The following is a 23,745-nucleotide window of genomic DNA, read 5'->3' as shown; positions in this document are numbered from 1 at the left end:
CGCGGGGCGGACGTTTTGGCCTGACGTCCGCCCCGCTATCATCGCAAATGTCGCCGCATTGCGGCACTCCAGAGCTTGCTGGAACTATTTGTTTTCCCTATTCAACGGATGGGCTGCGTCGTGGCAGGAGCAGCAGCTGTTTCTGGCGGCCGTCGATGTAGCGCACGCCACTTTCATCAAAATAGGCATCCTCCTCCAGCATGATGCGCACCGGCTCGCGCCAGCCTGGGATCTCGCTGGCGGCGTTCAGTTCGATGGAATAGGCGGTCTTTGGACGCAGCAGATCGTCGCCCGTGCCGGGCACGCCGCCTTGCGCATCCCACATGCCGATTGCCGGGCCGGCCGCATGGCCGTGGTAGCCGATCGGATGGGTGTAGATGGTCGGACGGATGCCTTCCGCTTTGGCTTGTTGCAGCGATGCCGCCAGCACCGCGTTGCCGCTGCTGCCAGACTTGAAGTTGGCGGTCAGGATGTCCTGCAGGCGGTTGGCGCTGGCGAAGGCCTGGTTCAGCGCCGCTGGTGCGGCAGTCTCGCCGGGCTTCAGCACGTAGGCGTGCTGCTGGATGTCGGTGTTCAGGCGCAGGTAGGTGATGCCGATGTCGACATGTAGCAGGTCGCCCTGGGTGATGACGTCCGGATTGGCGCGTCCCTGGTCCTGGCGCTGGATTTCCACCGATGGATGGAACCAGGTGTCATAGCCAAGGTCGCGGATCTTCTGGCGGAACCACCACACCACGTCATCGGTGGTGGTGATGCCGGGCGTGATGATGCGCTCGGAGAAACCTTCCTCGATGATCTTGTGGGTGGCATTGACCAGTTGCGGATAGATCTGCATTTCGCGCGCGGTGCGCGTTTCCAGCCAGCGCACCGCCAGCGGCTCGGCGGATACTACGCGGCTTTTCAGCTGCGCCGGCAGGGCGGCCAGCAGTTCGCTGTAGTCGGTATGGTCAATGCCGTCCGCGTGGCCGAAGTGGTTGGAGGTGTTCAGCCCGATTTTCGCTGGATTGCGGGTCTTGACGATGTCGACCAGCGCGTCCCATTGCTTGGGGAATTTCTTCATGTCCCACGCCGCCGCGATGCTCTTGCCGACGCTGTAGCGCGCCACGGCCAGGCGCTCCACCTTGCCTGTTTTGGCGTCGCGGTGGAAGACCAGGATGGTGCGGCGGCGGGCATTGAGCCATTCCGCCGGCAGCATGGTCTTGATGACCGGGTCTTCGTTGTATTCGCGCGAAACCACGATCCACATATCGATGCCGGTCTGCTGCATTGCAGCCGGCAGGATGGTGTCAAAGCGTTCGGCCAGCAGCTCGTTGACGACCGTTGCCTGGTCGCGGACAGACAGCACCTGGGCCTGGGCGCCTGCTGCGATGAGCAGGGCAAGGGCGGCAAGGAATTTTTTCATGCACCGATTATAATGCCCGTTGCATTTGCAAAGGAGAGAACATGGCAGCACCTTCGGTTTTTTATCTGCACGGCGGTCCCGGCCTCGGCCCGGTGTTCGAGCGCGCCCGCTATCCGGACGCCACGCACGTCCATTGGTGGCAGCAGCCGCTGGCCAAGCCATGCGCGGCGCGTCCCTATCTCGACCTGCAGGAAGCCACGCTGACCGAATTCCGCCGCGTGGCCGCCGAAGCCGGCCAGCCGCTGACCGTGATGGCCAGTTCCTTCGGCGCGCATCTGGCTGTGTATCTGGCGCGACAGGTTCCGGCCCTGATCAAGGATATCGTACTGCTGGCGCCAACCTTCAATCCGGAGCAGGCGGCGTTGCGCCTGGCGCGCCGCGCCTTCCGCGTGCATACCGATCACCAGCATGCCGGCAAGCTGGCCACCGCGTTGGCGATGTATGAGGATGATCCGGGCCGTCCGCGTTTCTGGGATGTGTTTGGCGCCTTGTCGCTGCTGCCGGATGTGACGGAGCTGTACTTCGGCCCGAACGGTGGGCCGGAGGCGGCGCGTTCGTTTGCGGAACTGATCCAGCAGCCGGGCGCCTTCGATGGTCCGACGTCGGTGGCGACGTCGGACGATTTCTCGGCGCTGGACCACTCGCCGGTGCGCAGTGTTTTTGATGGCCCGGTGTCGGTGCTGTTTGGCGCTTACGATCCGATGATCGACGCCGGGCAGGATCGCGCCGTGTGGGAGGCGATCTTCCCACAGGCGGCGTTCTTCAAGGTGGAGACAGGCCATTTCCCATTGCTGGAACTGACCCTGGAGGCGTGCCTCACGCCGGCTTGATCCTAGCGGCCGGCGAAGTGCGCTTCGATTTCTTCCAGCGTTTTGCCCTTGGTCTCGGGCAGCAGGAAGGCGGCGGCCAGGAAGTAGATCAGCGTGGCGCCGGCCCACCAGAAGAACATGGTCGCGTAGCCGTACTGCCCAACAGTGGGCAGGAAGGTGGCGGCGATCATGGTCGAGACGAACTGGTTGATCAGCAGCGCGATGCTCATGCCGTTGGAGCGGATGCGGGTTGGCATCAGCTCCGATAGCGCCAGCCATACACACACGCCTGGGCCGACCGCGAAGCCGGCGACGAACAGGCACATGGTCAGCGCCACTTTCCAGCCATGCGCAGTGGAGGGCACGGGCGCCACGTCAGCGCGCTCGATGTGCAGCGGGGCGTTCATGCCTGCGGCGGGATCGGCGAAGGGATTCAGATGCAGCTTGCGGAAGAATACGCCGATCACGCTGTCCGGCTGCACAGTGTCTTCACGGCTCATGTGCAGTACCGGCAGCGCGGCGTCGTCGCTGCGGCGGGTTTGCACGTTGGTGAACGGGCCGTAGGAGTAGGCGACTGTCAGCTGGACTGGCTTGCCGTCGGTGCCGCCGAAGGATTGCAGCGTGGCGGCGTCCAGTTGCAGCGACAGGCTGTCGGACTGGATGCGTGCTTGCAGCGCGGGGCGCACGTCGCGCTGGTCGGCTTCGGCGCTGCGGAACAGCAGGCCTGCGGCGACCAGTGCGATGACGATGCCGGCGGTGCCCAGCATCAGCAGGAACTTGCGGCCCTTGCGGTCGACCAGGATGACGGCCACGATGGTCATCAGCGCGTTCAGCACTTTCAGCACCACGTCGCCAGCGTTGGCGGTGGTGCCGGGCAGGCCGGCCTGATTGAGGATGTTGACCACGTAGGCCAGCACCGAATTGATGCCGGTGGCCTGGTTCAGCGCCAGGATCAGGCAGGCCAGCAGGAAGGGCAGCACATAGCGGCGGCTGAGTAAGGGATCGGCCGCCGTGCGCGCTGCGGCGGCTCCACGCGCAGCGCCGACGCTATCACCTGGGGCCACGTTCACGGCGCCCATGTTCACAGCGCCCGCGCCATCGCTCGCGCCGTGCGCGACTGGGCTTGCGCGGCCTGCGTCAACGGTGGCGGGAGCGAGGGCTTGCTGGATGTCGCGCAGTTCGGCTTCGGCTTCATCGGCCGGGCGGGTGCGCAGCAGCGCGGCGCGGGCGTCTTCGATGCGGCCGCGTTGCGCCAGCCAGCGCGGCGACTCGGCCAGCATCAGGCAGCCCGCTGTGAACACCACGCCAGGCGTCAGGCACCACCAGAAGATGCTGCGCCAGGCATGATCCTTGGCCGCAAACACCGCAGCCGCACGCTCTGCCTCGCCCAACTGCTGGGCGGCGACCGTCGCCGTCTCCACCGACTGCGCCTGGAACAAGCCAATCAGCGCCGCCGCCACCAGGCCTAGCGTCAGCAGCAGCTGGAACAGCGCCGCACCACGTCCACGCTGGCGCGCATGCAGGCACTCGGCCAGATACAGCGGCACGATCACGCCAATCAATCCGCCGCTGACGCCTTGCAGCAAGCGCCCCAGCAACAGCGGCACATAGCCATCCGACAGCGCAATCAGCGGAATACTCAGCGTGAACAGCACGCCAGCCAACATCATCGCCCAGCGGCGGCCGATCCAGTCGGCCAGTGCGCCAGCAAACAGCGACGACAACACAGAGCCCAGCAACACCGCCGCCACGATAAAACTCAACTGCTGCGCACTCAAACGCCACGCCACCGAGGCGGTGGACTCCAGATACGGCAGGGCGCCGGCGATGATGCCGACGTCGATCCCGTACAGCAGGCCACCCAGCCCCGCAATAAACAATAGATATGCCATGGCGCGTGCTTGCATCGAGTCTCCGTCTAGTTGGTGGTCAGGTCGATGGCTTCACCTTCAACGAAGACGGCCACCGGTTGTAATTCTGCGTTCAATACCACGATATCCGCCCATGCCCCCGGCGCCAGGCGACCGCGTTCAGACTCGCCCAGATAGTCGGCCGGGTACAGCGACAGGCGGTTGGACGCATCGGCCAGCTCCAGCCCCAGGCCGACGAAATTGCGCAAGGCTTGATCCATGGTCAGCACGCTGCCGGCCAGTGAGCCGGTCGCCAGCCGCACGCAGCCCAGGCATTTGTACACGCGCTGGCTGCCCAGGCCATACTCGCCGTCCGGCATGCCGGTGGCCGAGGTGGCGTCGGTTACGCCATACAGGCGCGGAATGGCACGCAGGGCCGCACGCATCGCACCCGGCGCGACGTGCTGCAAATCGGGGATGATCTCGGCATACTCCGCATGTGCCAGCGCCGCGCCGACGATGCCGGGCTTGTAGTGATTCAGCCCGGTCATGCCGTTGTACAGATGCGTGAAGCCGGCCGCGCCGGCCTGTAACGCCGCAACGCCGTCTTCATACGTGCCGTTGCTATGGCCGATCTGCACGCGGATGCCCAGCGCGTTCAACTGCGGAATCAGCGCCAGATGGCCATCGACTTCGGTGGCCAGCGTGATCGCCCGCACCGGCGCCAGCGCATGATAGCTGCGCACCAGATCAATGCTGCCGATGACTACCGCGTCGGCCGGCTGCGCGCCCAGGCGGTGAATGCTGAGGAACGGCCCCTCCAGGTGCACGCCCAGCATGCGCGCGCTACCGGTGGGACGCTGCGCGATGGTCGGCGCCAGCCCGCGCAAGGCGCGGCGTATGGAGTTGTCGGTGGCGGTCATCGTGGTGCCCAGCATGGCGGTGGTGCCGTGCTTCGCATGCGCGCGCGCCACAGTGGCGCCAGCGTCGCCGCCCTGCATGATGTCGACGCCAGCCGCGCCGTGCACATGCAGGTCGATAAAGCCTGGCAGGATGGTCAGCGTGGAGTCGGCGCCATGGTCTTCGCGGATGTGCTGGATGCGCTGGTCGAAGCTGATGCTGCCATTGATCCAGCCTTGCGGGGTAAGGATACGTCCACTCAGCACAGCATTACTCCGCAACCAGCAGCTCGATGCCTGCTTCCAGCAGGCCGTCGCGGTACTCCTGGCTGATGCCGCCGTCGGTAATCACCGTGTCCACGCGGTCCAGCTGGACGATGCGGTGCAGGCTGACGCGGCCGAACTTGGAAGCGTCGGCCAGCACGATAATCTTCTTCGCCCGTTCCACCATCTTGTGATTCAGGCTGGCCTCCGGCTCATGGTGGGTGGTGACGCCGAACTGCAGGTCGAAACCGTCGACGCCGAGGAACAGCTTGTCGAAGCTGTAGGCCTGCAAACAGGCTTCCGCCTGCGTCCCCTGGATCGACAGCGACTGCTTGCGCAGCAGGCCGCCGGTCAGGATCAGGTCCACGCCCGGCGCGTCGGCCAGTTCCCAGGCGATATTCAGGCCGTTGGTCATCACCGTCACGCCTTGCGCCTCGCGCAGATGGCGCGCCAGCGAAATGGTGGTGGTGCCGGAGTCGATGATGATGTTATCGCCCGGCTGCACCAGATGCGCCGCACGGGCGCCGATGCGTTCCTTCTGTTCGTGATTGATGGCGTCCTTCTGCGGCACGGTTTGCTCGGGAGGCGGCGTGCGCGCCAGTGTGGCGCCGCCGTGGCTGCGTGTCGCCAGCCCCTGGGATTCGAGGGCGCTAAGGTCGGAACGGATGGTCACCGCAGAAACGCCTAACTGGCTTACGAGCGCGTTGACTTGCACCGAGCCGTGTTGGGTGAGCGCCTGGAGAATCGCGGCGCGGCGTTGACTGGTAAGTCGCATGGCTTGTGCTGTGGTTGTGGTCAAAATGCCAGCTTAACAGATCGCCGGACGAGTGAAAGCAAGCTTTACAGATATTTTTCTTTCGAAATAAAAGCAAAAACGTTTTGTGTTGAAACGAAAGAAAACGTAAAAACAACATTGAAACGAAATAAATCGAAAGCTACTTGTATTTTGATTCTTTGCTTATTACTATCCTAAACATAAGCAAATAACACAATCAATACGACACACGGACACACGGGAGATTTGCCATGAGTGGTAGCAGAATGGAAAAGGGACTGCGTCGCAGCCTGATCGCGGTGGCGGTGGAAATGGCGGTATGCGGCATGGCGTTTGCCCAGGCCCAGCCGCAGGTGCAGGAAGAAGTCGAGGCGCCGAAAGTGGTGGTGACCGGCGCGCGTGCCGCACTGGCCAAGTCGCTGGAACTGAAGCGCAATGCGGATGTGATCCAGGATTCGATCTCGGCTACTGAACTGGGCCGCTTCCCTGACGATAACGTCGCCGATTCGCTGACCCACATTTCAGGCGTGTCAGTATCCCGTACCCGTGGCGGCGAAGGCCAGTACATCAATGTGCGCGGCCTCGGCTCCGGCTACAACATCGTCACCCTGAACAAGCGCATTCTGGCCACCGACGGCGACGGCCGCGACTTCGCTTTCGATGTGCTGCCATCGGAAGTCATCAGCGGCGCGGACGTGATGAAATCGGCCGACGCGGCGCAAATGGAAGGCAGCATCGGCGGCTCCGTCAACCTGCGTTCGGCGCGCCCGATGGATAATCCTGGCCGTCACGGGTCGGTGCGTTTCGAGGCTGACCACAACGACTTGTCGCGCAAGGACGGCGGCAAGCTGTCGGGCGTGTTCAGCAACACCTTCAATAACAACACCATGGGCGTGCTGGTTGGCGCCGTGCTGTCCAAGCGCAAGGTGCGCACCGATTCGCTCGGCTACCAGACCTACAATGCCGATTCGCCGGGTAGCTTCGATGTCAACGGCGATGGCGTGATCGGCGCCGGCGAAAGCAACTTGCTGGCCCCCTGCTGCATTTCCTTCGGTTCCGTGTTTGAAGAGAAGAAGCGCGCGGCGCTGTCCGGCGCCTTTGAATGGAAGGTGTCTTCGACCTTCAAGATGACCGCCGATGCGCTGGCCACGCGACTCGATTCGCCGCAGGTCGGCTACCAGCAGTCCTACTACGTCGAGCATGCGCCGGACCGCTGGTCCGATGTGGTGGTCAAGAACGGCCTGATTACCAGCATGAAGATTGCGGATCTGGTGCCGGAAATGTCCAACGTCACAGCCGACCGTGTGGTCGATACCAAGCAGCTCGGCTGGCGCGGTGAATGGCGTCCGTCGAACGACCTGAAACTGACCGGCGATGTGTACCGCTCGACGTCCGAACGTAATTCCGGTGGCAAGGACACCTTCGTGGTGGCCGGTATCGCCGGTCACAACACCGGCTACTACAAGGCCAACAACGGCGCCCTGCCGGACATCCGCGTGACGCTGGAAGATGGCCGCGACCTGGCCACCGAACTGGCCGCCGGCCGCCTGGGCAACAAGGACTACGGCGTGCACTTCGCCGGCCTGACCGGTACCGACATCAAGGACACCATTGACGGCGCCTCGCTGGATGGCCGCCTGTCGCTGAGCGGCGCCTGGCATATCGACGCCGTGCAGTTCGGCGCCAGCGCCACCTCGCGCAAGAAGGACCGCAATTCGATCGGCAACGAGAAGAGCGGCGGCGCTTGCCAATACTGCGATATGTACTCGACCACCTTTGCCTCGCTGGGCGCCAACGTGGTCAGCCCGATGACGCTGCCGAACTACATGCGCAACGCTGGCGGCAGCTTCCCTGGCAGCTTCATCAAGTTCGATGTGCCGGCCTACCTGGCGGCGCTGAAGAAGCTGGACGGCCAGCCTAATCCGAATGGCGGCGTGTATGACGTCAGCGCCTCGCAGCCGGTATTCGTGCCGACCGATTCGTATGCGGTGACTGAAAAGACCAATACGCTGTACGGCCAGCTGGAACTGTCCGGCGATAACTGGAACGGCAATGTCGGCGCGCGCGTGGTGCGCACCCGCACCACCTCGCGCACTGCCATCGACCAGATCGTCGCGATCGACGATCCGACGCCGAACATCCCGACCAGCAGCCCGAATATCACCTACAGTGAAGCGGTGCCGGTGTCCGAAGACGGTCGCTACACCAAATTCCTGCCATCGGCGAATCTGAGCTGGTGGGCGCGTGACGACTTTGTCGTGCGCGGCGCGGTGGCCAAGGTCATGGCCCGTCCATCGCTGGACAAGCTGGCGCCGACCCGCACCGACAATACGCTGGACCGCAGCTACATCCTCAACATCGTCGGCGACGCCAAGCTGAAACCGACCGAAGCGGTGCAGCAGGATCTGTCGGTGGAGTGGTACTACCGTCCGAAGTCGGCCATCACCGCCGCCATCTTCGCCAAGCAGATCAAGAATTTCGTCACCTACCAGACCGACGAACACGTGGACATCGGCGTGCCGGGCTACCTGTACACCGTGACCCATCCGGTGAATGGCGACAAGGCGCGCGTGCGCGGCTTCGAGTTCGGCATCCAGCACCTGTTCGACAACGGCTTCGGTTTCAACGCCAAATTCGCCAAGACGCTGACCAAGGCCTACCAGGGCGGCGTCTACGTCGGCCAGCTGGAAGGTGTGGCGCCTACCGCGTCGTCGATCGGCTTCCTGTATGAGAAAAGCGGCGTGAATGCCTCGATCTCGTTCGACTACACCGGCGACTACACGCAAAGCACCAATGTGCTGGCCGGCTACCCGAACAAGGTGGACTCGCTGACCTGGATCACGGCGTCGGCTTCGTGGGATGTCACGCCGAATGTCACGCTGTTCGTCGAGGGCAAAAACCTGGGCGATGCGGTGATGCGCTCCAACCTGGGCCGCAGCGATGCGCTGTATGGCTTTGAAACCTGGGGCCGTACCTACGCCGCCGGCATCAGCATGAAGTTTTAACGGATGACTATGACGACGACTACCTTGCCGACCACCTCCACGCGCCGCGCCACCTGGCTGGCTTATGCGCTGGCCACCACGCTGCTGTGGGGCGTGTGGGGCGCGTTTGCCGGCCTGCCCAGCCAGCACGGTTTTCCTGAAACGCTGATCTACGTGGTGTGGGCGCTGACCATGCTGCCGCCGGCGCTGTTCGTCCTCGCGCGCAATGGCTGGCGCGTGCGGCGCGACGGGCGCTCGATCGCCTACGGGCTGGCCATCGGCGTGCTGGGCGCGGGCGGGCAGATGGTGCTGTTCTATGCGGTGAAGGCCGGTCCGGCCTACCTGATCTTCCCGCTGATTTCACTGTCGCCGGTGCTGACGATTGCGCTGTCGTTCCTGTTCCTGCGCGAGCGCACCGGCGTGATGGGCATCGCCGGCATCGTGCTGGCGGTGTGTGCGCTGCCGTTGTTCGACTACACGCCGGACGGTGCGCCACAGCAGTACGGCCTGTGGTTTGTGCTGGCGCTGGGCGTGCTGGTGGCCTGGGGCTTGCAGGCTTACTTCATCAAGCTGGCCAACGCCAGCATGGACGCGGAAAGCATCTTCTTTTACATGACGCTGAGCGCCTTGCTGTTCATCCCTGCTGCGCTGGCAATGACGGACTTTTCGCAACCAATTAATTACGGTCCATCCGGACCGCTGCTCGCCGCCGCCACGCAGATATTGAACGCGGTCGGCGCACTGACGCTGGTGTATGCCTTCCGCCATGGCAAGGCGCTGATGGTGTCGCCGCTGGTGAACGCCGGTGCGCCGTTGCTGACCACGGTGATCGCGATGGCGCTGGCGTCGACTGTGCCGACCGGCTTCCGGCTGGCGGGCATCGGCCTGTCGCTGGCGGCGGCGCTGTTCCTCGCGCTGCAACCGGACGAACCTACACAAGGAAACTGACGATGGACTATCTTTTGAATCTGGTGCGCCGCCATAAGGCGGGCGAACCTGTCGGCATCCATTCGGTATGCTCGGCGCATCCGCTGGTGATCGAGGCGGCAATGGAGACCGCGCTTGAACGCGGGTTGCCGGTCTTGATCGAATCCACCTCCAACCAGGTGAACCAGGATGGCGGTTATACCGGCATGACGCCGGCGGTGTTCCGCGACTTCGTTTATGGCATCGCTGACCGCAGCGGCCTGGCGCGAGAGCGCGTACTGCTGGGTGGCGATCATCTGGGACCGAACGCTTGGCAAGGCCAGTCGGCGGATGCTGCCATGGCCAAGGCCGAGGTGCTGATCGACCAGTACGTGCGGGCCGGCTTCCGCAAGATTCACCTGGATTGCTCGATGTCCTGCGCCGGTGATCCGGTGCCGCTGCCGGATGCGGTGGTGGCGGAACGTGCCGCGCGTCTTTGCGTGGTGGCGGAGCGGGCATGGAGCGCGGTTGGCGGCGAGGCGCCGGTGTACGTGGTCGGCACGGAAGTGCCAGTGCCGGGCGGCGCGCATGAAGACCTGGAGGAATTAAGCGTCACCACGCCCGGTGCGGCCGGGCTGACCATCAAGGTGCATCGGCTGGCGTTTGCCGCCGCCGGCCTGGAAGCGGCGTGGCCGCGTGTGATTGGGCTGGTGGTGCAGCCGGGCGTGGAATTCGACCATCACAAGGTGATCGACTTCCAGCCGCAGCGCGCCGCAGAATTGAGCCGCTTTATCGAGAATGAGCCAACGCTGGTCTACGAAGCGCATTCGACCGATTACCAGACGCCGTCCAATCTGGCTGCATTGGTGGCCGGCCACTTCGCCATCCTCAAGGTCGGTCCCGGCCTGACCTTTGCGCTGCGCGAGACGCTGTGGGCACTGGCCGACATTGAGCAAGAGATGAACATGGGCATGGGCGGCCAGGGCTCGGACTTCAAGAATGTGGTGCTGGAAGTGATGCGCACCGAACCCGAATACTGGCGCAAATATTACGACAACGACCCGGCACGCGCGCGTTTCGATCAGCAATACAGCCTGAGCGACCGCATACGCTATTACTGGCCGCATGCGGCCATCCAGGCGGCGCAGGCGCAACTGCTGGCCAACCTGGAGCGCACGCCACCGCCATTGACCTTGCTTAGCCAGTACCTTCCGGCGCAATATGAGGCAGTGCGCGAGGGACGCGTGCGCAACCTGCCGGCGGATTTACTTAAAGAGGGCGTAGCCAAAGTGCTGCGCCAGTACATGGATGCCTGTGCAGGCGCCGCAACAAAGGAGTTGGAAACATGCTAGTGGTAGACAAGGATATTTTGGGACTCAGCACAATGGGCCTCGATGCAGCGGGCGGTGGCCTGACCGCGCGCGAGATCGCGCAGCAGCCGGCCGTCTGGCCGCAGATCGATGCGCTGGTTCAGCGCAGCCGCGCGTCACTCGACGCCTTCCTCGGCCCGCTGCTGCGGCGTCCCGAGCTGCGCATCGTGCTGACCGGCGCCGGTACCTCGGCCTTTGTTGGCGAATGCCTGGCGCCGGCCATGCTGGGCCAGGGTCTGCGCGCCGAAGCCGTGCCGACCACTGATATCGTCTCCGGCCCGCTGCGCTTCCTGCAGCCCGCTGTGCCAACGCTGCTGGTGTCGTTCGCGCGTTCCGGCAGCAGCCCGGAAAGCATCGCCGCAGTCGAACTGGCGGATCAGCTGGTAAAGGATGTGCACCACCTGGTGATCACCTGTAATGCGGACGGCGAGCTGTATCGCATGGCGCAAGGGCGCAGCAATGCCTGCGCCATCCTGCTGCCGGATGAAACGCACGATCGGGGCTTCGCCATGACCACCAGCTTTACCTCGATGCTGCTGGCGGCAGCGCTGGCGTTCAGCGTGCTGCCTGCCGGTGCTGCAAGTGCGCCGTCGGTCGCCGCCGAAGATGTCCATGCGACTGCGCTGCCGCTGCTGCAATCGCTGGTGGCGCAACAGTTCAAGCGCGTGGTCTACCTCGGCAGCAATGAGCTGCGCGGCCTGGCGCGTGAAGCGTCGCTGAAGCTGCTGGAGCTGACCGACGGCCGCGTGGTGGCACTGTTTGATTCGCCGCTGGGCTTCCGGCACGGTCCGAAAACCATCGTCGATGATGAGACGCTGGTGGTGGTATTGCTGTCCAATGACGCACAGGCGCGCCGCTATGACCTCGACCTGCTGCGCGAACTGCGCAACGATGGCCGCGCCGGCCGCGTGCTGGCGTTGAGCGGCCAGGCCGCGCCGGAGCTGGGCACGGATTGCGTGGTGCTGAAAGCTGCGGCGGACGTATCCGACCTGGCGCTGGCGCTGCCGTACATCCTGTTCTGCCAGTCGTTCGCGCTGTTGCAATCGCTGGCGCAGGGCATCCGCCCGGACACGCCAAGCGCGTCCGGCACGGTCAACCGCGTGGTGCGTGGCGTGACCATTTATCCGTATGCGGGAGAGCTGCATGTTCCTCGGGGTTGATGGCGGCGGCACCAAGACTGCCTTCGCACTGATCGACAGCGCAGGCCGGGTGCTGGCGCGTCACCAGGAAAGCAGCGCGTATTATCTGGAAGTCGGCATGGCAGGCGTTGCTGCCATGCTGACACGCGGTTACGACGCCGTCTGCGCGGCTGCCGGTGCCACGACGCCGGACATCCGCTTTGCCTTCTTTGGCCTGCCAGCTTATGGAGAAGACCGCGTGGTGCAGCCGCAGCTGGATGCCTTGCCGCGCGCGGTGCTCGGTCATGACCGCTACCTGTGTGGCAATGACATGGTGTGCAGCTGGGCGGGCTCGCTGGCGTGCGCAGATGGCATCAGCGTGATTGCCGGCACCGGCTCGATGGCCTACGGCGAATTCGGCGGCAAGCAGGCGCGCGCCGGCGGCTGGGGCGAGTTGTTCAGCGATGAAGGCTCGGCGCACTGGATCGCACGCGCTGGCCTGCGGCTGTTTTCGCGCATGAGCGATGGCCGTGCGCCACGTGGCCCGCTATACCAGTTGGTGCGCGAGCGGCTGGCGTTGCAGCAGGACCTGGATCTGTGCCAGGTGGTCTACGGCGAATTGAACGCGGAGCGCAGCCGCATTGCCGCCTTGTCCCGGCTGGTATCCGAGGCCGCCGCGCAGGGCGATGCGCAGGCGCTGGCGATCATCGATGCGGCAGCCGAGGAATTGGCGGCTTTGGTCGATGCGGTGCGTAGCGCGCTGGGCGTGGCGGCAGGGCAGGGTGTGGCGGTATCCTACACCGGAGGCCTGTTTGGCGTCGATGGTCCGCTGCATGTGCCGTTTGCCGATGCGCTGGCGGCACGCGGCAGTTCTTACCGGCTGGCGCCACCGAAGCTGGCGCCGGTACTGGGCGCTGCGCTGTATGCCGCGCGTGCTGGCGGTACGCCGTTGAGCGCCGCCGCACTGGAGTACCTGGCCGTCCAACAATAAAGGAGACATGCATGCGCTGGATCTTACTACCCACCATTCTCGCGGCCTTGATGGCCACGCCATCCCACGCGGCCGACCTTTACACCATGGCCGATTTCGCCAGCGTGCCGAAGATCGACGCTCACCTGCACCTGCATGGCAAGAGCCAGGATGCCTGGCTGGCGCTGGCGCGCAAGGACAACTTCCGCGCGCTGACGATCAACGTCGATTATCCGGATTTCCCGCCGCTGGACCAGCAGCGCAAGGTGGCCAGCGCGCTGGCGCACCAGCATCCACAGCAGGTGGCGTGGGTGGCGACGTTTGCCGCCGACGGCTTCGAGCAGCCTGGCTGGACGGAAGCAACGCTGAAAGACCTGGATGGTGCGCGCAAGGACGGCGCGGTTGGCGTCAAGGTCTGGAAGAATATCGGCATGAGCTTGCGCGACAGCCAGGGCAAGCTGGTGATGATCGATGACACGCGCCTGGCGCCGCTGTTCAACGGGCTGACGCAGCGCGGCGTGATGGTGTTGGGCCACCAGGGCGAGCCGCATAACTGCTGGCTGCCGGTCGAGCAGATGACGGTGAATAACGACCGCGAATATTTCAAGAACCATCCTGCATATCATATGTACCTGCATCCCGAGATGCCGGGCTATGAGCAGCAGATGGCGGCGCGCGACCGTCTGCTGGCGCAGCATCCGAAGATGCGCTTCACTGGCGTACATCTGGCGTCGCTGGAATACGATGTGGACCGCATCGGCCGTTTTCTCGATACGCATCCGGGCGTCAAGCTGGATGTCGCCGCGCGCATCGGCCAGCTGCAATATCAGTCGCAGCGCGACCGTGAGCGCGTGCGCGCTTTCTTCATCCGATATCAGGATCGGCTGATGTACGGTTCGGACCTGTCGCAGTCGGCGGAGCAGAGCGATGCCGATTTCGTCACCGACATGGATACCGTCTGGCGCCGCGACTGGCGCTATTTCGTCACCGCCGACAATTTTGATGTGCCGGAACTGGACAAGCCGGTGCGCGGCCTGTCGCTGCCGCGCAAGGTGGTCGACAAACTGTATCGCCTCAACGCGGAACAGGCTTTCCCGCAAGCCTGGCACTCACATAAATAAGGGAGACAGATGGAACATCAACACAACCAACGCCGTCGCAACCTGCTGCAATGGCTGGCCGGTAGCGCCGTAGCTTCCGCCGTGGTCGATGCCGGCGCGGCGGTCACGCCGGCTTCGGCGGCCAAGGGCAAGGACGTGGCGCGCATTGGCGACGCCGTCATGGCGCTGGAATTCGACAGTCAACTGCAATGCCGCGTCGTCTCGCGTTTGGGACCGCGCGCTGCGGCCGTCACGGCGTTCGCGCCGAGCGAGCGTCTGCGCCTGTTGAACAGTGCGAACGCCAACGGCGGTGCGAACGGCGCCGGCATCAATGCGGCCGTGGTTGCCGCCAGCAGCAACGCGGCCAATGCTGCCAGCGGCCGCTGGATCGAACGCTTTGCGTTGTCGTCGCAGGCGGCGGACCGGGTGGACGGCCCGCACGGGCCTGGCGTGCGTCACCGTTTGAGCGGTAAGTCCGCCGAAGGCATCGAAAAAACGGTTGCGGTGACGTTCTATGAGCGCCATCCCGGCTTTGCTGTCATCCGCACGTCTTACCGCAACGCTGGCAGCAAGCCGCTGGCGGTGGGCGAGTGGGTCAATAGCGCTCATACATTGCGCCCTGCGGCAGGCCGCAATGCGGAATTCTGGACCTTCTCAGGCGCTTCGCACGCCGACCGGCGCGACTGGGTGCAGCCGCTGGTGGCGGGCTTCGACCAGCGCAACTTCATGGGCATGAACGCTTCCGACTATGGCAGCGGCACGCCGGCGGCCGATGTCTGGCATCGCGATTGCGGTCTGGCGGTTGGCCATCTGGACACGGTGCCGCGCCTGGTGGCCTTGCCGGTGCAGGCGGTGAGCGGCGGCGCATCCATCGCCGTCGAATTCAACGCCGAGACTACATTGCAGCCGGGCGACACGCTTGACACCATGGACACCTTCCTGGCGCTGCACAAGGGCGATTACTTCGCCGCGCTGGACCAGTATCGCCAACTGATGGCTGAACGCGGCCTGCGTGCGCCGGATGCGCCGGCCGAATCCTATGAGCCGATCTGGTGCGCCTGGGGCTATGAGCGCGACTTCACCATCCCGCTGATGGTGGGCACGCTGCAAAAGGCCAAGGAGCTGGGCCTGGAATGGGCAGTGCTGGACGATGGCTGGCAGAACAACGAGGGCGACTGGAAGCTGGACACAAAAAAATTCCCCAACGGCGAGGCGGACATGCGTGGCCTGGTCCGCTCGATCAAGGATGCAGGCCTGAAGGCGCGGCTGTGGATTACGCCGCTGGCGGTCGATCCCGGCTCGGACCTGCTGCACGATCACACCGACATGCTGCTGCTGGACCGCGACGGCGCACCGCAGCTGATCAGCTGGTGGAACAGCTTTTACCTGTGCCCGGCCTACGAGCCAACCATCGAGATGACGCGCAAGTGGATACGCAAGATTTTCGGCGAGTGGGGCTACCAGGGCATCAAGATCGACGGCCAGCATCTGAACGGCGTGGCGCCGTGCTACAACCCGGCGCACAAACACGCGCGCCCGGAGGAATCGGCCGAGAAGTTGCAGGATTTCTGGAAGGTGGTGTACGACACCGCGCGCGAGGTGAATCCGAATGCGGTGATTGAGCTGTGCCCCTGCGGCACGTCCTACGCCTTCCATAATTTCCCGTACATGAACCAGGCGCCGGCGGCTGACCCGCTGTCGTCGTGGCAGGTGCGCCACAAGGGCAAGACGCTGAAGGCGCTGATGGGCCGCTCGGCGCCGTATGCGGGCGATCACGTCGAGTTGAGTGACGGCGGCGACGATTTCGCCACCACGGTCGGCATCGGCGCGGTACTGTCGACCAAGTTCACCTGGCCGGTGGACCCGAAGCCGAAGGACAGCTTCCTGTTGACGCCTGAGCGCGAAGTCCAGTGGCGCAAATGGATCGGCATCTACCGTGACAAGATGCTGGCCAACGGCGTGTACCGCGGCGAGCTGTATGACATCGGCTTCGACAAGCCGGAGGCGCATGCAGTCGAGAAGGACGGCAAGATGTATTTTGCGTTCTACGCGCCGCGCTGGGATGGTCCGGTGGAGATACGCGGCCTGGGTGCCGGCCGCTGGCGCCTGCGCGATTATGTCGATGGACGGGACATCGGCGAAGTGGAGGGCGGCCGCAATCGCCTGACGCTGCGCTTTGAGCACGCACTGCTGCTGGAAGCGGTGCGGGTGAGCGCTTCAGCTTAGGGTAAGCAAGGCGGTGTACAATCTGGGCGCTTAGTTCGATCATCCCAGAGCCCAATGACCTCACGCCGTCTTGCCCTTGCCAGTTTAGCCATTTTGTCCGCAGCCGCGATCGTCGGCTGCAAAACCACTCCTGTCATCGAAACGCCGGCCGTCGTGGCCGCGCCCGAACCGGCGCCACTGCCGCCGAAGAAGATCAAGATCGGCCTCGCCCTGGGCGGCGGTGCGGCGCGCGGCTTTGCCCACATCGGCGTCATCAAGGCGCTGGAGGCGCAGGGCATTTATCCGGACATCGTGGTCGGCACCAGCGCCGGCAGCGTGGTCGGCGCGCTGTACGCGGCCGGCAATACCGGTTTCCAGCTGCAAAAGCTGGCGATGGAAATGGACGAGGCATCGATTTCCGACTGGGCGGTGCCGCTGTTCCGCAAGAATACCGGCGTGCTGAAAGGCGAGGCGCTGCAGTCCTATGTCAACAAGGCGGTCAACAACCAGCCGATGGAGAAGCTGAAGATTCCATTCGGCGCGGTGGCCACCGATCTGAAGGACGGCAAGCCTATCCTGTTCCAGCGGGGGAATACCGGCATGGCGGTGCGCGCGTCGTCGGCGGTACCAGGCGTGTTCCAGCCGGTGGCGATCACTGGCCATACCTATGTCGATGGCGGCCTGGTGGCGCCGGTGCCGGTGCGCTTTGCACGCGATATGGGCGCCGACTTTGTCATCGCCGTCAATATCTCCACGCAGGCGGATGTGCAGGCCACGGTCAGTTCGCTGGATGTCATCATGCAGACCTTCTCCATCATGGGGCAGCGCATCAACGAATATGAGTTGCGCGATGCGGACATCGTCATTACGCCGCCGCTGGGCAATATGGCCGGCAACGATTTCAATGGCCGCAACCAGGCGGTGCTGGCCGGCGAGCAGGCCGCCGCGCAGGCGATGGCGCAGATCAAGCTCAAACTCGAAGCAAAACGTAGACCATAAGGAAGTGTTATGCAAACCAAGCCGTATTTGTCGCTTGCCGACGTCAAGAAAATCGCTGCTGCTGCCGAGGCGGAAGCGGTCGCCAACAACTGGCCGGTGGTGATCGCCATCGTCGACGATGGCGGCCACCTGCTGTGGCTGCAACGCCAGGACGGCGCCAATGCGCTGTCGTCGCACATCGCCCCGGCCAAGGCACGCGTGTCGGCACTCGGTCGCCGCGAATCGAAAATCTACGAAGACATGATCAACAACGGCCGCGTGTCCTTCCTCAGCGCGCCGTCGCCACAGACCGACGGCATGCTGGAAGGCGGCGTACCGATCATCGTTGACGGCCACATCATCGGCGCAGTTGGCGTCTCCGGCGTCAAATCCGTCGAAGATGCACAAATTGCAAAAGCCGGTATTGCAGCACTGAATTAAAAAAAGGGCCGCCAGCGCAACGCTGGTGGCCTTGCCAAGCAGGGCGGATTTGGTTATAATTCAAAGGTTTAGCCAAATCACATCTCTACCGTAGCGACTACCACTCAATCCATCATCAATCTGACCCTCACCCCCGGCGCTTGCATGGCCAGGGTTGCTTGACGGTCGTCTGACGTGGCGCAGCTACGGTAACTTTATCAGGAGTTGCCCTTGCCGCCATTTTTTTCTGGCCCCGCCGTTCCAGCCATACTGGCCCTCGCTGACGGTACCATTTTCAAAGGTTTTTCGATCGGCGCTGCCGGTCATACAACCGGTGAAGTGGTCTTCAACACTTCCATGACCGGCTACCAGGAGATCCTCACCGATCCTTCCTACAGCCGCCAGATCGTCACGCTGACCTATCCACACATCGGCAACTACGGTATCAATACCGAAGACGTCGAATCGACCAAGGTGCACGCAGCCGGTCTAATCATCCGTGACCTGCCGCTGATTGCGTCGAACTTCCGCTCCACCCAGTCGCTGGCCGACTACCTGAAGGCCGAGAATATCGTCGCCATCGCCGGTATCGACACCCGCAAGCTGACCCGCATCCTGCGCGAGAAGGGCGCCCAATCCGGCGCCATCGTCACCGGCACGCAGGGCAACGAGCCGTCGGTGTCGCAGGCGCTGGACCTGGCGCGTTCCTTCCCTGGCCTGGCCGGCATGGACCTGGCCAAGGTGGTCAGCGTCAAGGAAAAATACGAGTACACCGAAACTGAATGGACGCTGGGCGAGGGCTACGGCAAGCTGGCCGAAGCCGACCAGAAGTTCCACGTGGTCGCCTACGACTTCGGCGTGAAGAAAAACATCCTGCGCATGCTGACCGCGCGTGGCTGCAAAGTCACCGTGGTGCCGGCGCAAACCACCGCTGAAGAAGTGCTGGCGCTGAATCCGGACGGCGTGTTCCTGTCCAACGGTCCTGGCGACCCTGAGCCATGCGACTACGCGATTGCTGCCGCCAAGGTGTTCATGGAGAAGAAGCTGCCGCTGTTCGGCATCTGCCTCGGCCACCAGATCATGGGCCTGGCCTCCGGCGCCAAGACGCTGAAAATGAAATTCGGCCACCACGGCGCCAACCACCCGGTGCAAGACCTGGACAGCAAGCACGTGATGATCACCTCGCAAAACCACGGTTTCGCGGTGGATCAGGCCACGCTGCCGGCCAACTGCCGTGTGACCCACGTATCGCTGTTCGACGGTTCGCTGCAGGGCTTCGCCCGCACCGACACGCCAGCCTTCTGCTTCCAGGGCCACCCTGAAGCATCGCCTGGCCCGACTGACGTCGCTTACCTGTTTGACCGCTTCATCGGCCTGATGGAAGCTACGGAGAAAAAATAAATGCCAAAACGTTCTGATATTAAAAGCATCCTGATTATTGGCGCTGGCCCGATCATCATCGGCCAGGCCTGCGAGTTCGACTATTCCGGCGCCCAGGCCTGCAAAGCCCTGCGCGAAGAAGGCTACAAAGTCATCCTGGTCAACAGCAACCCTGCGACCATCATGACCGACCCGGAAATGGCCGATGTCACCTACATCGAGCCGATCACCTGGCAAGTCGTGGAAAAAATCATCGCCAAGGAAAAGCCGGACGCGATCCTGCCAACCATGGGCGGCCAGACCGCGCTGAACTGCGCGCTGGACCTGCACCGCAACGGCGTGCTGGACAAGTACAAGGTTGAGCTGATCGGCGCGACGCCGGAGGCCATCGACAAGGCCGAAGACCGTTCCAAGTTCAAGGACGCGATGACCAAGATCGGCCTGGGTTCGGCACGTTCCGGCGTGGCGCACTCGCTGGAAGAATCGTGGGCGGTGCAGAAAACGGTTGGCTTCCCGACCATCATCCGTCCATCGTTCACCATGGGCGGCAGCGGCGGCGGCATCGCTTACAACGAAGAAGAATTCGAAGCGATCTGCAAACGCGGCCTGGAAGCCTCGCCAACCAATGAGCTGCTGATTGAAGAATCGCTGCTGGGCTGGAAAGAGTACGAGATGGAAGTGGTGCGCGACAAGGCGGACAACTGCATCATCATCTGCTCGATCGAAAACCTGGACCCGATGGGCGTGCACACCGGTGACTCGATCACCGTGGCGCCAGCACAAACGCTGACCGACAAGGAATACCAGATCATGCGTAACGCCTCGCTGGCGGTGCTGCGTGAAATCGGCGTCGACACCGGCGGTTCCAACGTGCAGTTCTCGATCAACCCGAAAGACGGCCGCATGATCGTCATCGAGATGAACCCGCGTGTTTCGCGTTCGTCGGCGCTGGCGTCGAAAGCCACCGGCTTCCCGATCGCCAAAGTGGCGGCCAAGCTGGCCGTGGGCTTCACGCTGGATGAGCTGCGCAACGAGATCACCGGCGGCGCAACGCCAGCTTCGTTCGAGCCATCGATCGACTACGTCGTCACCAAGATCCCGCGTTTCACCTTCGAGAAGTTCCCGACCGCCGACCACCACCTGACCACGCAGATGAAATCTGTCGGTGAAGTGATGGCGATTGGCCGCACCTTCCAGGAATCGTTCCAGAAAGCGCTGCGCGGCCTGGAAGTGGGCGTCGATGGCCTGAACGAAAAAACCAAGGACCGCGAAAAGATCGAAGAGGAACTGGGCGAGCCAGGTCCGGAGCGCATCTGGTACGTGGGCGATGCTTTCGCCCAGGGCTTCACGATGGAAGAAGTGCACCAGCTGACCAAGATCGACCCATGGTTCCTGATCCAGATTAAAGAGATCGTCGACCTGGAACTGTGGATGGATACGCAGAAGCTGGAACAGCTGGACAAGACCACGCTGTACAAGCTGAAACAGAAGGGTTTCTCGGATCGCCGCCTGGCCTTCCTGCTGCAAACCACGCCGGCCGAGGTGCGCAAATACCGTCACTCGCTGGACATCCGTCCGGTGTACAAGCGCGTCGACACCTGCGCGGCGGAATTCGCCACCAACACCGCGTATATGTACTCGACCTACGATGAAGAGTGCGAGTCCAATCCGACCGACAAGAAAAAGATCATGGTGCTGGGCGGTGGCCCGAACCGTATCGGCCAGGGTATCGAATTCGACTACTGCTGCGTGCACGCCGCGCTGGCAATGCGCGAAGACGGCTACGAGACCATCATGGTCAACTGCAATCCGGAGACCGTGTCGACCGACTACGATACCTCGGATCGCCTGTACTTCGAGTCGCTGACGCTGGAAGACGTGCTGGAAATCGTCGAACTGGAAAAACCGGTTGGCGTGATCGTGCAGTACGGCGGCCAGACGCCATTGAAACTGGCGCTGGACCTGGAAGCCAACGGCGTGCCGATCGTCGGCACCTCGCCGGACATGATCGACGCCGCTGAAGACCGCGAGCGTTTCCAGAAGCTGCTGCAAGACCTGGGTCTGCGTCAGCCGCCTAACCGCACCGCGCGCACCGAAGCAGACGCGCTGGCGCTGGCACAGGAAATCGGCTACCCGCTGGTGGTGCGTCCTTCCTACGTGCTGGGCGGCCGTGCGATGGAAATCGTCCACGAGCAGCGCGACCTGGAGCGTTACATGCGCGAAGCGGTCAAGGTATCGAATGATTCGCCGGTGCTGCTGGACCGCTTCCTGAACGACGCCATCGAGTGTGACGTCGACTGCATCTCGGACGGCGACACCACCTTCATCGGCGGTGTGATGGAACACATCGAACAGGCTGGCGTCCACTCGGGCGACTCGGCCTGCTCGCTGCCACCGTATTCGCTGTCGCAGGAAACCATCGATGAGCTGAAGCGTCAGACCTCGCTGATGGCCAAGGGCCTGAACGTGGTCGGCCTGATGAATGTGCAGTTCGCGATCCAGAAACAGGACGGCCAGGACGTGGTCTACGTGCTGGAAGTGAACCCGCGCGCTTCGCGTACCGTGCCGTATGTGTCGAAAGCCACCGGCTTGCAGCTGGCCAAGATCGCCGCGCGCTGCATGGTTGGCCAGAAGCTGGCGGACCAGGGCATCACCAAGGAAGTGGTGCCGCCTTACTACAGCGTCAAGGAAGCCGTGTTCCCGTTCGTCAAATTCCCTGGCGTCGACACCATCCTCGGCCCTGAGATGAAATCGACCGGTGAAGTCATGGGCGTGGGCAAGACCTTCGGTGAAGCCTTCGTCAAGTCGCAGCTGGGCGCCGGCGTCAAGCTGCCGAAATCGGGCAAGGTATTCCTGTCGGTGAAAGCTTCCGACAAGCCGCGCGCCGTCAAAGTGGCGCGCGACCTGGTCGACATGGGCTTCACGCTGGCTGCGACCAAGGGCACGGCGGCGGTGATCTCGGCAGCGGGCATCCCGGTCACTGCGGTCAACAAGGTGGTTGAGGGTCGTCCGCACATCGTTGACATGATCAAGAACCACGAAATTGTCCTGGTCATCAACACGGTGGAAGAGAAGCGCAACGCGATTGTTGACTCGCGTGCCATCCGCACCTCGTCGCTGGCCTCGCGCGTGACCACGTACACCACCATCGCCGGTGCCGAAGCGGCGGTCGAAGGCATCCGTCATCTCGACGAATTGCAAGTGTACGATTTACAAGGGCTGCATAAAACCTTACACTAAGCCTTATAGGTTTAGGTAGTACCCGGACCACAGAGCTCGCGCTGGCAGTTAGGCGCGGCCTCTGTGGTTTTCCATTGTAAAAACAGAGTAAATAGACAACATGACTTCAGTTCCACTGACCAAATTCGGCGCCGAGCTCCTGAAAGACGAGCTGCACCAGTTGAAGACCAAAGAGCGCCGTATCGTGATCGACGCGATTGCCGAAGCGCGCTCGCATGGCGACCTGTCGGAAAACGCCGAGTACGATGCCGCCAAGGAGCGCCAGGCATTCGTGGAAGGCCGGATCGCGGAACTGGAAGGCAAGCTCAGCGCCGCGCAAATCATCGATCCCACCACGCTGGACGCTGAAGGCCGCGTGGTGTTTGCCGCCACCGTGGACCTGGAAGACCTGGAATCGGGCGCCAAGGTCAGCTACCAGATCGTCGGCATCGACGAAGCCGACCTGAAACTGAGCAAGGTATCGGTGACCTCGCCGATCGCCCGCGCGCTGATCGGCAAGTCGGCCGGCGACGTGGTGGAAGTGCAGGCGCCGTCTGGTCCGCGCGAATACGAAATCCTGGAAGTGCGTTACATCTGATGCTACTCGCCCGCACACGTTTGCTGGTCGCGACCCTGTGGGCCGGCAGTTTATGGGCGGTGGGCTATCTGGCCGCGCCGACCCTGTTCGCCACGCTGAGTGATCGCGTGCTGGCCGGCACCATTGCCGGCAACCTGTTCACCAACCAGGCCTGGCTGTCGATCGCCTGCGCGCTGGTGATGCTGGTGCTGCTGGGCGCGACCCAGACCAGCACCGGCGGCATCTTTGCCGGGCCGGCAGCCAATATGGCGGCCAAGTCGCGCCGTACGCTGCTGATTATCGTGGTGGTGATGCTGGCATGCACGCTGGTGTCGCATTTCGGCCTGCAGCCGATGATGGCGTCGCTGCGTGCAGCGGCGGGGCCGGGCGGGGTGATGGATGGTGCCGCGAAGAACGAATTCGGCATCCTGCACGGGATATCCAGCACGATCTATCTGATCCAGAGCCTGCTGGCCGCATGGCTGGTGGTGAAGCAATAAAATAAAGGGGGCGCCGATG

18 protein-coding genes are annotated in these 23,745 nt (G+C 63.3%); 14 read left to right on the top strand and 4 right to left on the bottom strand.

Translation table 11 applies throughout. The annotated features are described in order from the left end of the window. Window positions 1-97 precede the first annotated feature (97 nt). Complete coding sequence (locus tag BLS51_RS15800) at window positions 98-1,402, bottom strand: M24 family metallopeptidase (RefSeq protein WP_090183905.1); 1,305 nt, start codon at window positions 1,400-1,402, stop codon at window positions 98-100. A 41-nt stretch (window positions 1,403-1,443) separates the two neighbouring features. Between BLS51_RS15800 and BLS51_RS15795 the strand changes: the two genes are divergently transcribed. After that, window positions 1,444-2,232 (top strand): alpha/beta fold hydrolase, encoded by a 789-nt coding sequence (locus tag BLS51_RS15795; RefSeq protein ID WP_229207584.1) that lies wholly within the window; start codon window positions 1,444-1,446, stop codon window positions 2,230-2,232. Window positions 2,233-2,234: 2 nt separating this feature from the next. On the opposite strand, the gene BLS51_RS15790 is transcribed toward BLS51_RS15795, so the two are convergent. Genes BLS51_RS15790 through BLS51_RS15780 form a run of 3 tightly spaced genes read right to left on the bottom strand, consistent with a single transcriptional unit; the run spans window position 2,235 to window position 5,999 of the window. Beyond that, entirely contained in the window at window positions 2,235-4,118 is a 1,884-nt protein-coding gene (locus BLS51_RS15790) for an MFS transporter (RefSeq protein ID WP_229207585.1), read from the bottom strand. Between the two features lie 11 nt (window positions 4,119-4,129). Next, window positions 4,130-5,227: an N-acetylglucosamine-6-phosphate deacetylase gene (locus tag BLS51_RS15785; RefSeq protein ID WP_090183910.1), complete on the bottom strand. Its 1,098-nt coding sequence runs from the start codon at window positions 5,225-5,227 to the stop codon at window positions 4,130-4,132. Window positions 5,228-5,231: 4 nt separating this feature from the next. Then, window positions 5,232-5,999, bottom strand: a complete 768-nt coding sequence (locus BLS51_RS15780; protein ID WP_090183912.1) for a DeoR family transcriptional regulator — start codon at window positions 5,997-5,999, stop codon at window positions 5,232-5,234. Window positions 6,000-6,250: 251 nt separating this feature from the next. Here BLS51_RS15780 and BLS51_RS15775 point away from each other — a divergent pair, with 251 nt between their 5' ends. The 13 genes from BLS51_RS15775 (at window position 6,251) to BLS51_RS15715 (ending at window position 23,726) form a co-directional block, all read left to right on the top strand. After that, window positions 6,251-9,004: a TonB-dependent receptor gene (locus BLS51_RS15775; protein ID WP_090183915.1), complete on the top strand. Its 2,754-nt coding sequence runs from the start codon at window positions 6,251-6,253 to the stop codon at window positions 9,002-9,004. A gap of 9 nt (window positions 9,005-9,013) precedes the next feature. After that, on the top strand, window positions 9,014-9,931 hold the full coding sequence (locus BLS51_RS15770) for an EamA family transporter (protein ID WP_090183918.1): 918 nt from the start codon (window positions 9,014-9,016) through the stop codon (window positions 9,929-9,931). Window positions 9,932-9,933: 2 nt separating this feature from the next. Further along, complete coding sequence (locus BLS51_RS15765; protein WP_090183922.1) at window positions 9,934-11,241, top strand: D-tagatose-bisphosphate aldolase, class II, non-catalytic subunit; 1,308 nt, start codon at window positions 9,934-9,936, stop codon at window positions 11,239-11,241. Then, window positions 11,235-12,419, top strand: coding sequence for an SIS domain-containing protein (locus BLS51_RS15760; protein WP_229207586.1), 1,185 nt, complete (start codon window positions 11,235-11,237; stop codon window positions 12,417-12,419). Before BLS51_RS15765 ends, BLS51_RS15760 begins: the two co-directional genes overlap by 7 nt. Further along, entirely contained in the window at window positions 12,403-13,368 is a 966-nt protein-coding gene (locus tag BLS51_RS15755) for an N-acetylglucosamine kinase (RefSeq protein WP_090183930.1), read from the top strand. Before BLS51_RS15760 ends, BLS51_RS15755 begins: the two co-directional genes overlap by 17 nt. 11 nt (window positions 13,369-13,379) lie before the next feature. Then, entirely contained in the window at window positions 13,380-14,468 is a 1,089-nt protein-coding gene (locus tag BLS51_RS15750) for an amidohydrolase family protein (protein ID WP_090183934.1), read from the top strand. A 9-nt stretch (window positions 14,469-14,477) separates the two neighbouring features. Further along, window positions 14,478-16,673, top strand: a complete 2,196-nt coding sequence (locus BLS51_RS15745; protein WP_090183938.1) for a glycoside hydrolase family 36 protein — start codon at window positions 14,478-14,480, stop codon at window positions 16,671-16,673. Window positions 16,674-16,727: 54 nt separating this feature from the next. Continuing rightward, window positions 16,728-17,651, top strand: coding sequence for a patatin-like phospholipase family protein (locus tag BLS51_RS15740; RefSeq protein WP_090183942.1), 924 nt, complete (start codon window positions 16,728-16,730; stop codon window positions 17,649-17,651). Window positions 17,652-17,660: 9 nt separating this feature from the next. Beyond that, window positions 17,661-18,071 carry a GlcG/HbpS family heme-binding protein gene (locus BLS51_RS15735; RefSeq protein ID WP_090183946.1) on the top strand — a complete coding sequence of 137 codons (411 nt, stop codon included), beginning with the start codon at window positions 17,661-17,663 and terminating at the stop codon, window positions 18,069-18,071. A 210-nt stretch (window positions 18,072-18,281) separates the two neighbouring features. Further along, complete coding sequence (gene carA, locus BLS51_RS15730; RefSeq protein ID WP_090183953.1) at window positions 18,282-19,451, top strand: glutamine-hydrolyzing carbamoyl-phosphate synthase small subunit; 1,170 nt, start codon at window positions 18,282-18,284, stop codon at window positions 19,449-19,451. Then, window positions 19,452-22,670, top strand: a complete 3,219-nt coding sequence (gene carB / locus BLS51_RS15725) for a carbamoyl-phosphate synthase large subunit (RefSeq protein ID WP_090183956.1) — start codon at window positions 19,452-19,454, stop codon at window positions 22,668-22,670. It abuts the gene before it with no gap. A 100-nt stretch (window positions 22,671-22,770) separates the two neighbouring features. Continuing rightward, window positions 22,771-23,247 carry a transcription elongation factor GreA gene (greA, locus tag BLS51_RS15720; protein ID WP_090183959.1) on the top strand — a complete coding sequence of 159 codons (477 nt, stop codon included), beginning with the start codon at window positions 22,771-22,773 and terminating at the stop codon, window positions 23,245-23,247. Beyond that, window positions 23,247-23,726, top strand: a complete 480-nt coding sequence (locus BLS51_RS15715; RefSeq protein ID WP_090183963.1) for a DUF4149 domain-containing protein — start codon at window positions 23,247-23,249, stop codon at window positions 23,724-23,726. The genes greA and BLS51_RS15715 overlap by 1 nt, the downstream gene beginning before the upstream one ends. The last annotated feature ends 19 nt before the right edge of the window (window positions 23,727-23,745 follow it).

The organism is Duganella sp. OV510 (genome assembly GCF_900100205.1).
Classification (GTDB): domain Bacteria; phylum Pseudomonadota; class Gammaproteobacteria; order Burkholderiales; family Burkholderiaceae_D; genus Rugamonas.
This window is presented reverse-complemented; position numbering and strand designations above follow the sequence as displayed.

Excerpts from the sequence above, each read along its gene's own strand:
- BLS51_RS15750 (WP_090183934.1), top strand. The coding sequence starts at position 13,380 with ATGCGCTGGATCTTACTACCCACCATTCTCGCGGCCTTGATGGCCACG.
- carB (WP_090183956.1), top strand. The coding sequence starts at position 19,452 with ATGCCAAAACGTTCTGATATTAAAAGCATCCTGATTATTGGCGCTGGC.
- BLS51_RS15790 (WP_229207585.1), bottom strand. The coding sequence starts at position 4,118 with ATGCAAGCACGCGCCATGGCATATCTATTGTTTATTGCGGGGCTGGGT.
- BLS51_RS15765 (WP_090183922.1), top strand. The coding sequence starts at position 9,934 with ATGGACTATCTTTTGAATCTGGTGCGCCGCCATAAGGCGGGCGAACCT.
- BLS51_RS15740 (WP_090183942.1), top strand. The coding sequence starts at position 16,728 with ATGACCTCACGCCGTCTTGCCCTTGCCAGTTTAGCCATTTTGTCCGCA.
- BLS51_RS15760 (WP_229207586.1), top strand. The coding sequence starts at position 11,235 with ATGCTAGTGGTAGACAAGGATATTTTGGGACTCAGCACAATGGGCCTC.
- BLS51_RS15780 (WP_090183912.1), bottom strand. The coding sequence starts at position 5,999 with ATGCGACTTACCAGTCAACGCCGCGCCGCGATTCTCCAGGCGCTCACC.
- greA (WP_090183959.1), top strand. The coding sequence starts at position 22,771 with ATGACTTCAGTTCCACTGACCAAATTCGGCGCCGAGCTCCTGAAAGAC.
- BLS51_RS15770 (WP_090183918.1), top strand. The coding sequence starts at position 9,014 with ATGACGACGACTACCTTGCCGACCACCTCCACGCGCCGCGCCACCTGG.
- BLS51_RS15800 (WP_090183905.1), bottom strand. The coding sequence starts at position 1,402 with ATGAAAAAATTCCTTGCCGCCCTTGCCCTGCTCATCGCAGCAGGCGCC.
- BLS51_RS15745 (WP_090183938.1), top strand. The coding sequence starts at position 14,478 with ATGGAACATCAACACAACCAACGCCGTCGCAACCTGCTGCAATGGCTG.
- BLS51_RS15755 (WP_090183930.1), top strand. The coding sequence starts at position 12,403 with ATGTTCCTCGGGGTTGATGGCGGCGGCACCAAGACTGCCTTCGCACTG.
- BLS51_RS15775 (WP_090183915.1), top strand. The coding sequence starts at position 6,251 with ATGAGTGGTAGCAGAATGGAAAAGGGACTGCGTCGCAGCCTGATCGCG.
- BLS51_RS15715 (WP_090183963.1), top strand. The coding sequence starts at position 23,247 with ATGCTACTCGCCCGCACACGTTTGCTGGTCGCGACCCTGTGGGCCGGC.
- BLS51_RS15795 (WP_229207584.1), top strand. The coding sequence starts at position 1,444 with ATGGCAGCACCTTCGGTTTTTTATCTGCACGGCGGTCCCGGCCTCGGC.
- BLS51_RS15735 (WP_090183946.1), top strand. The coding sequence starts at position 17,661 with ATGCAAACCAAGCCGTATTTGTCGCTTGCCGACGTCAAGAAAATCGCT.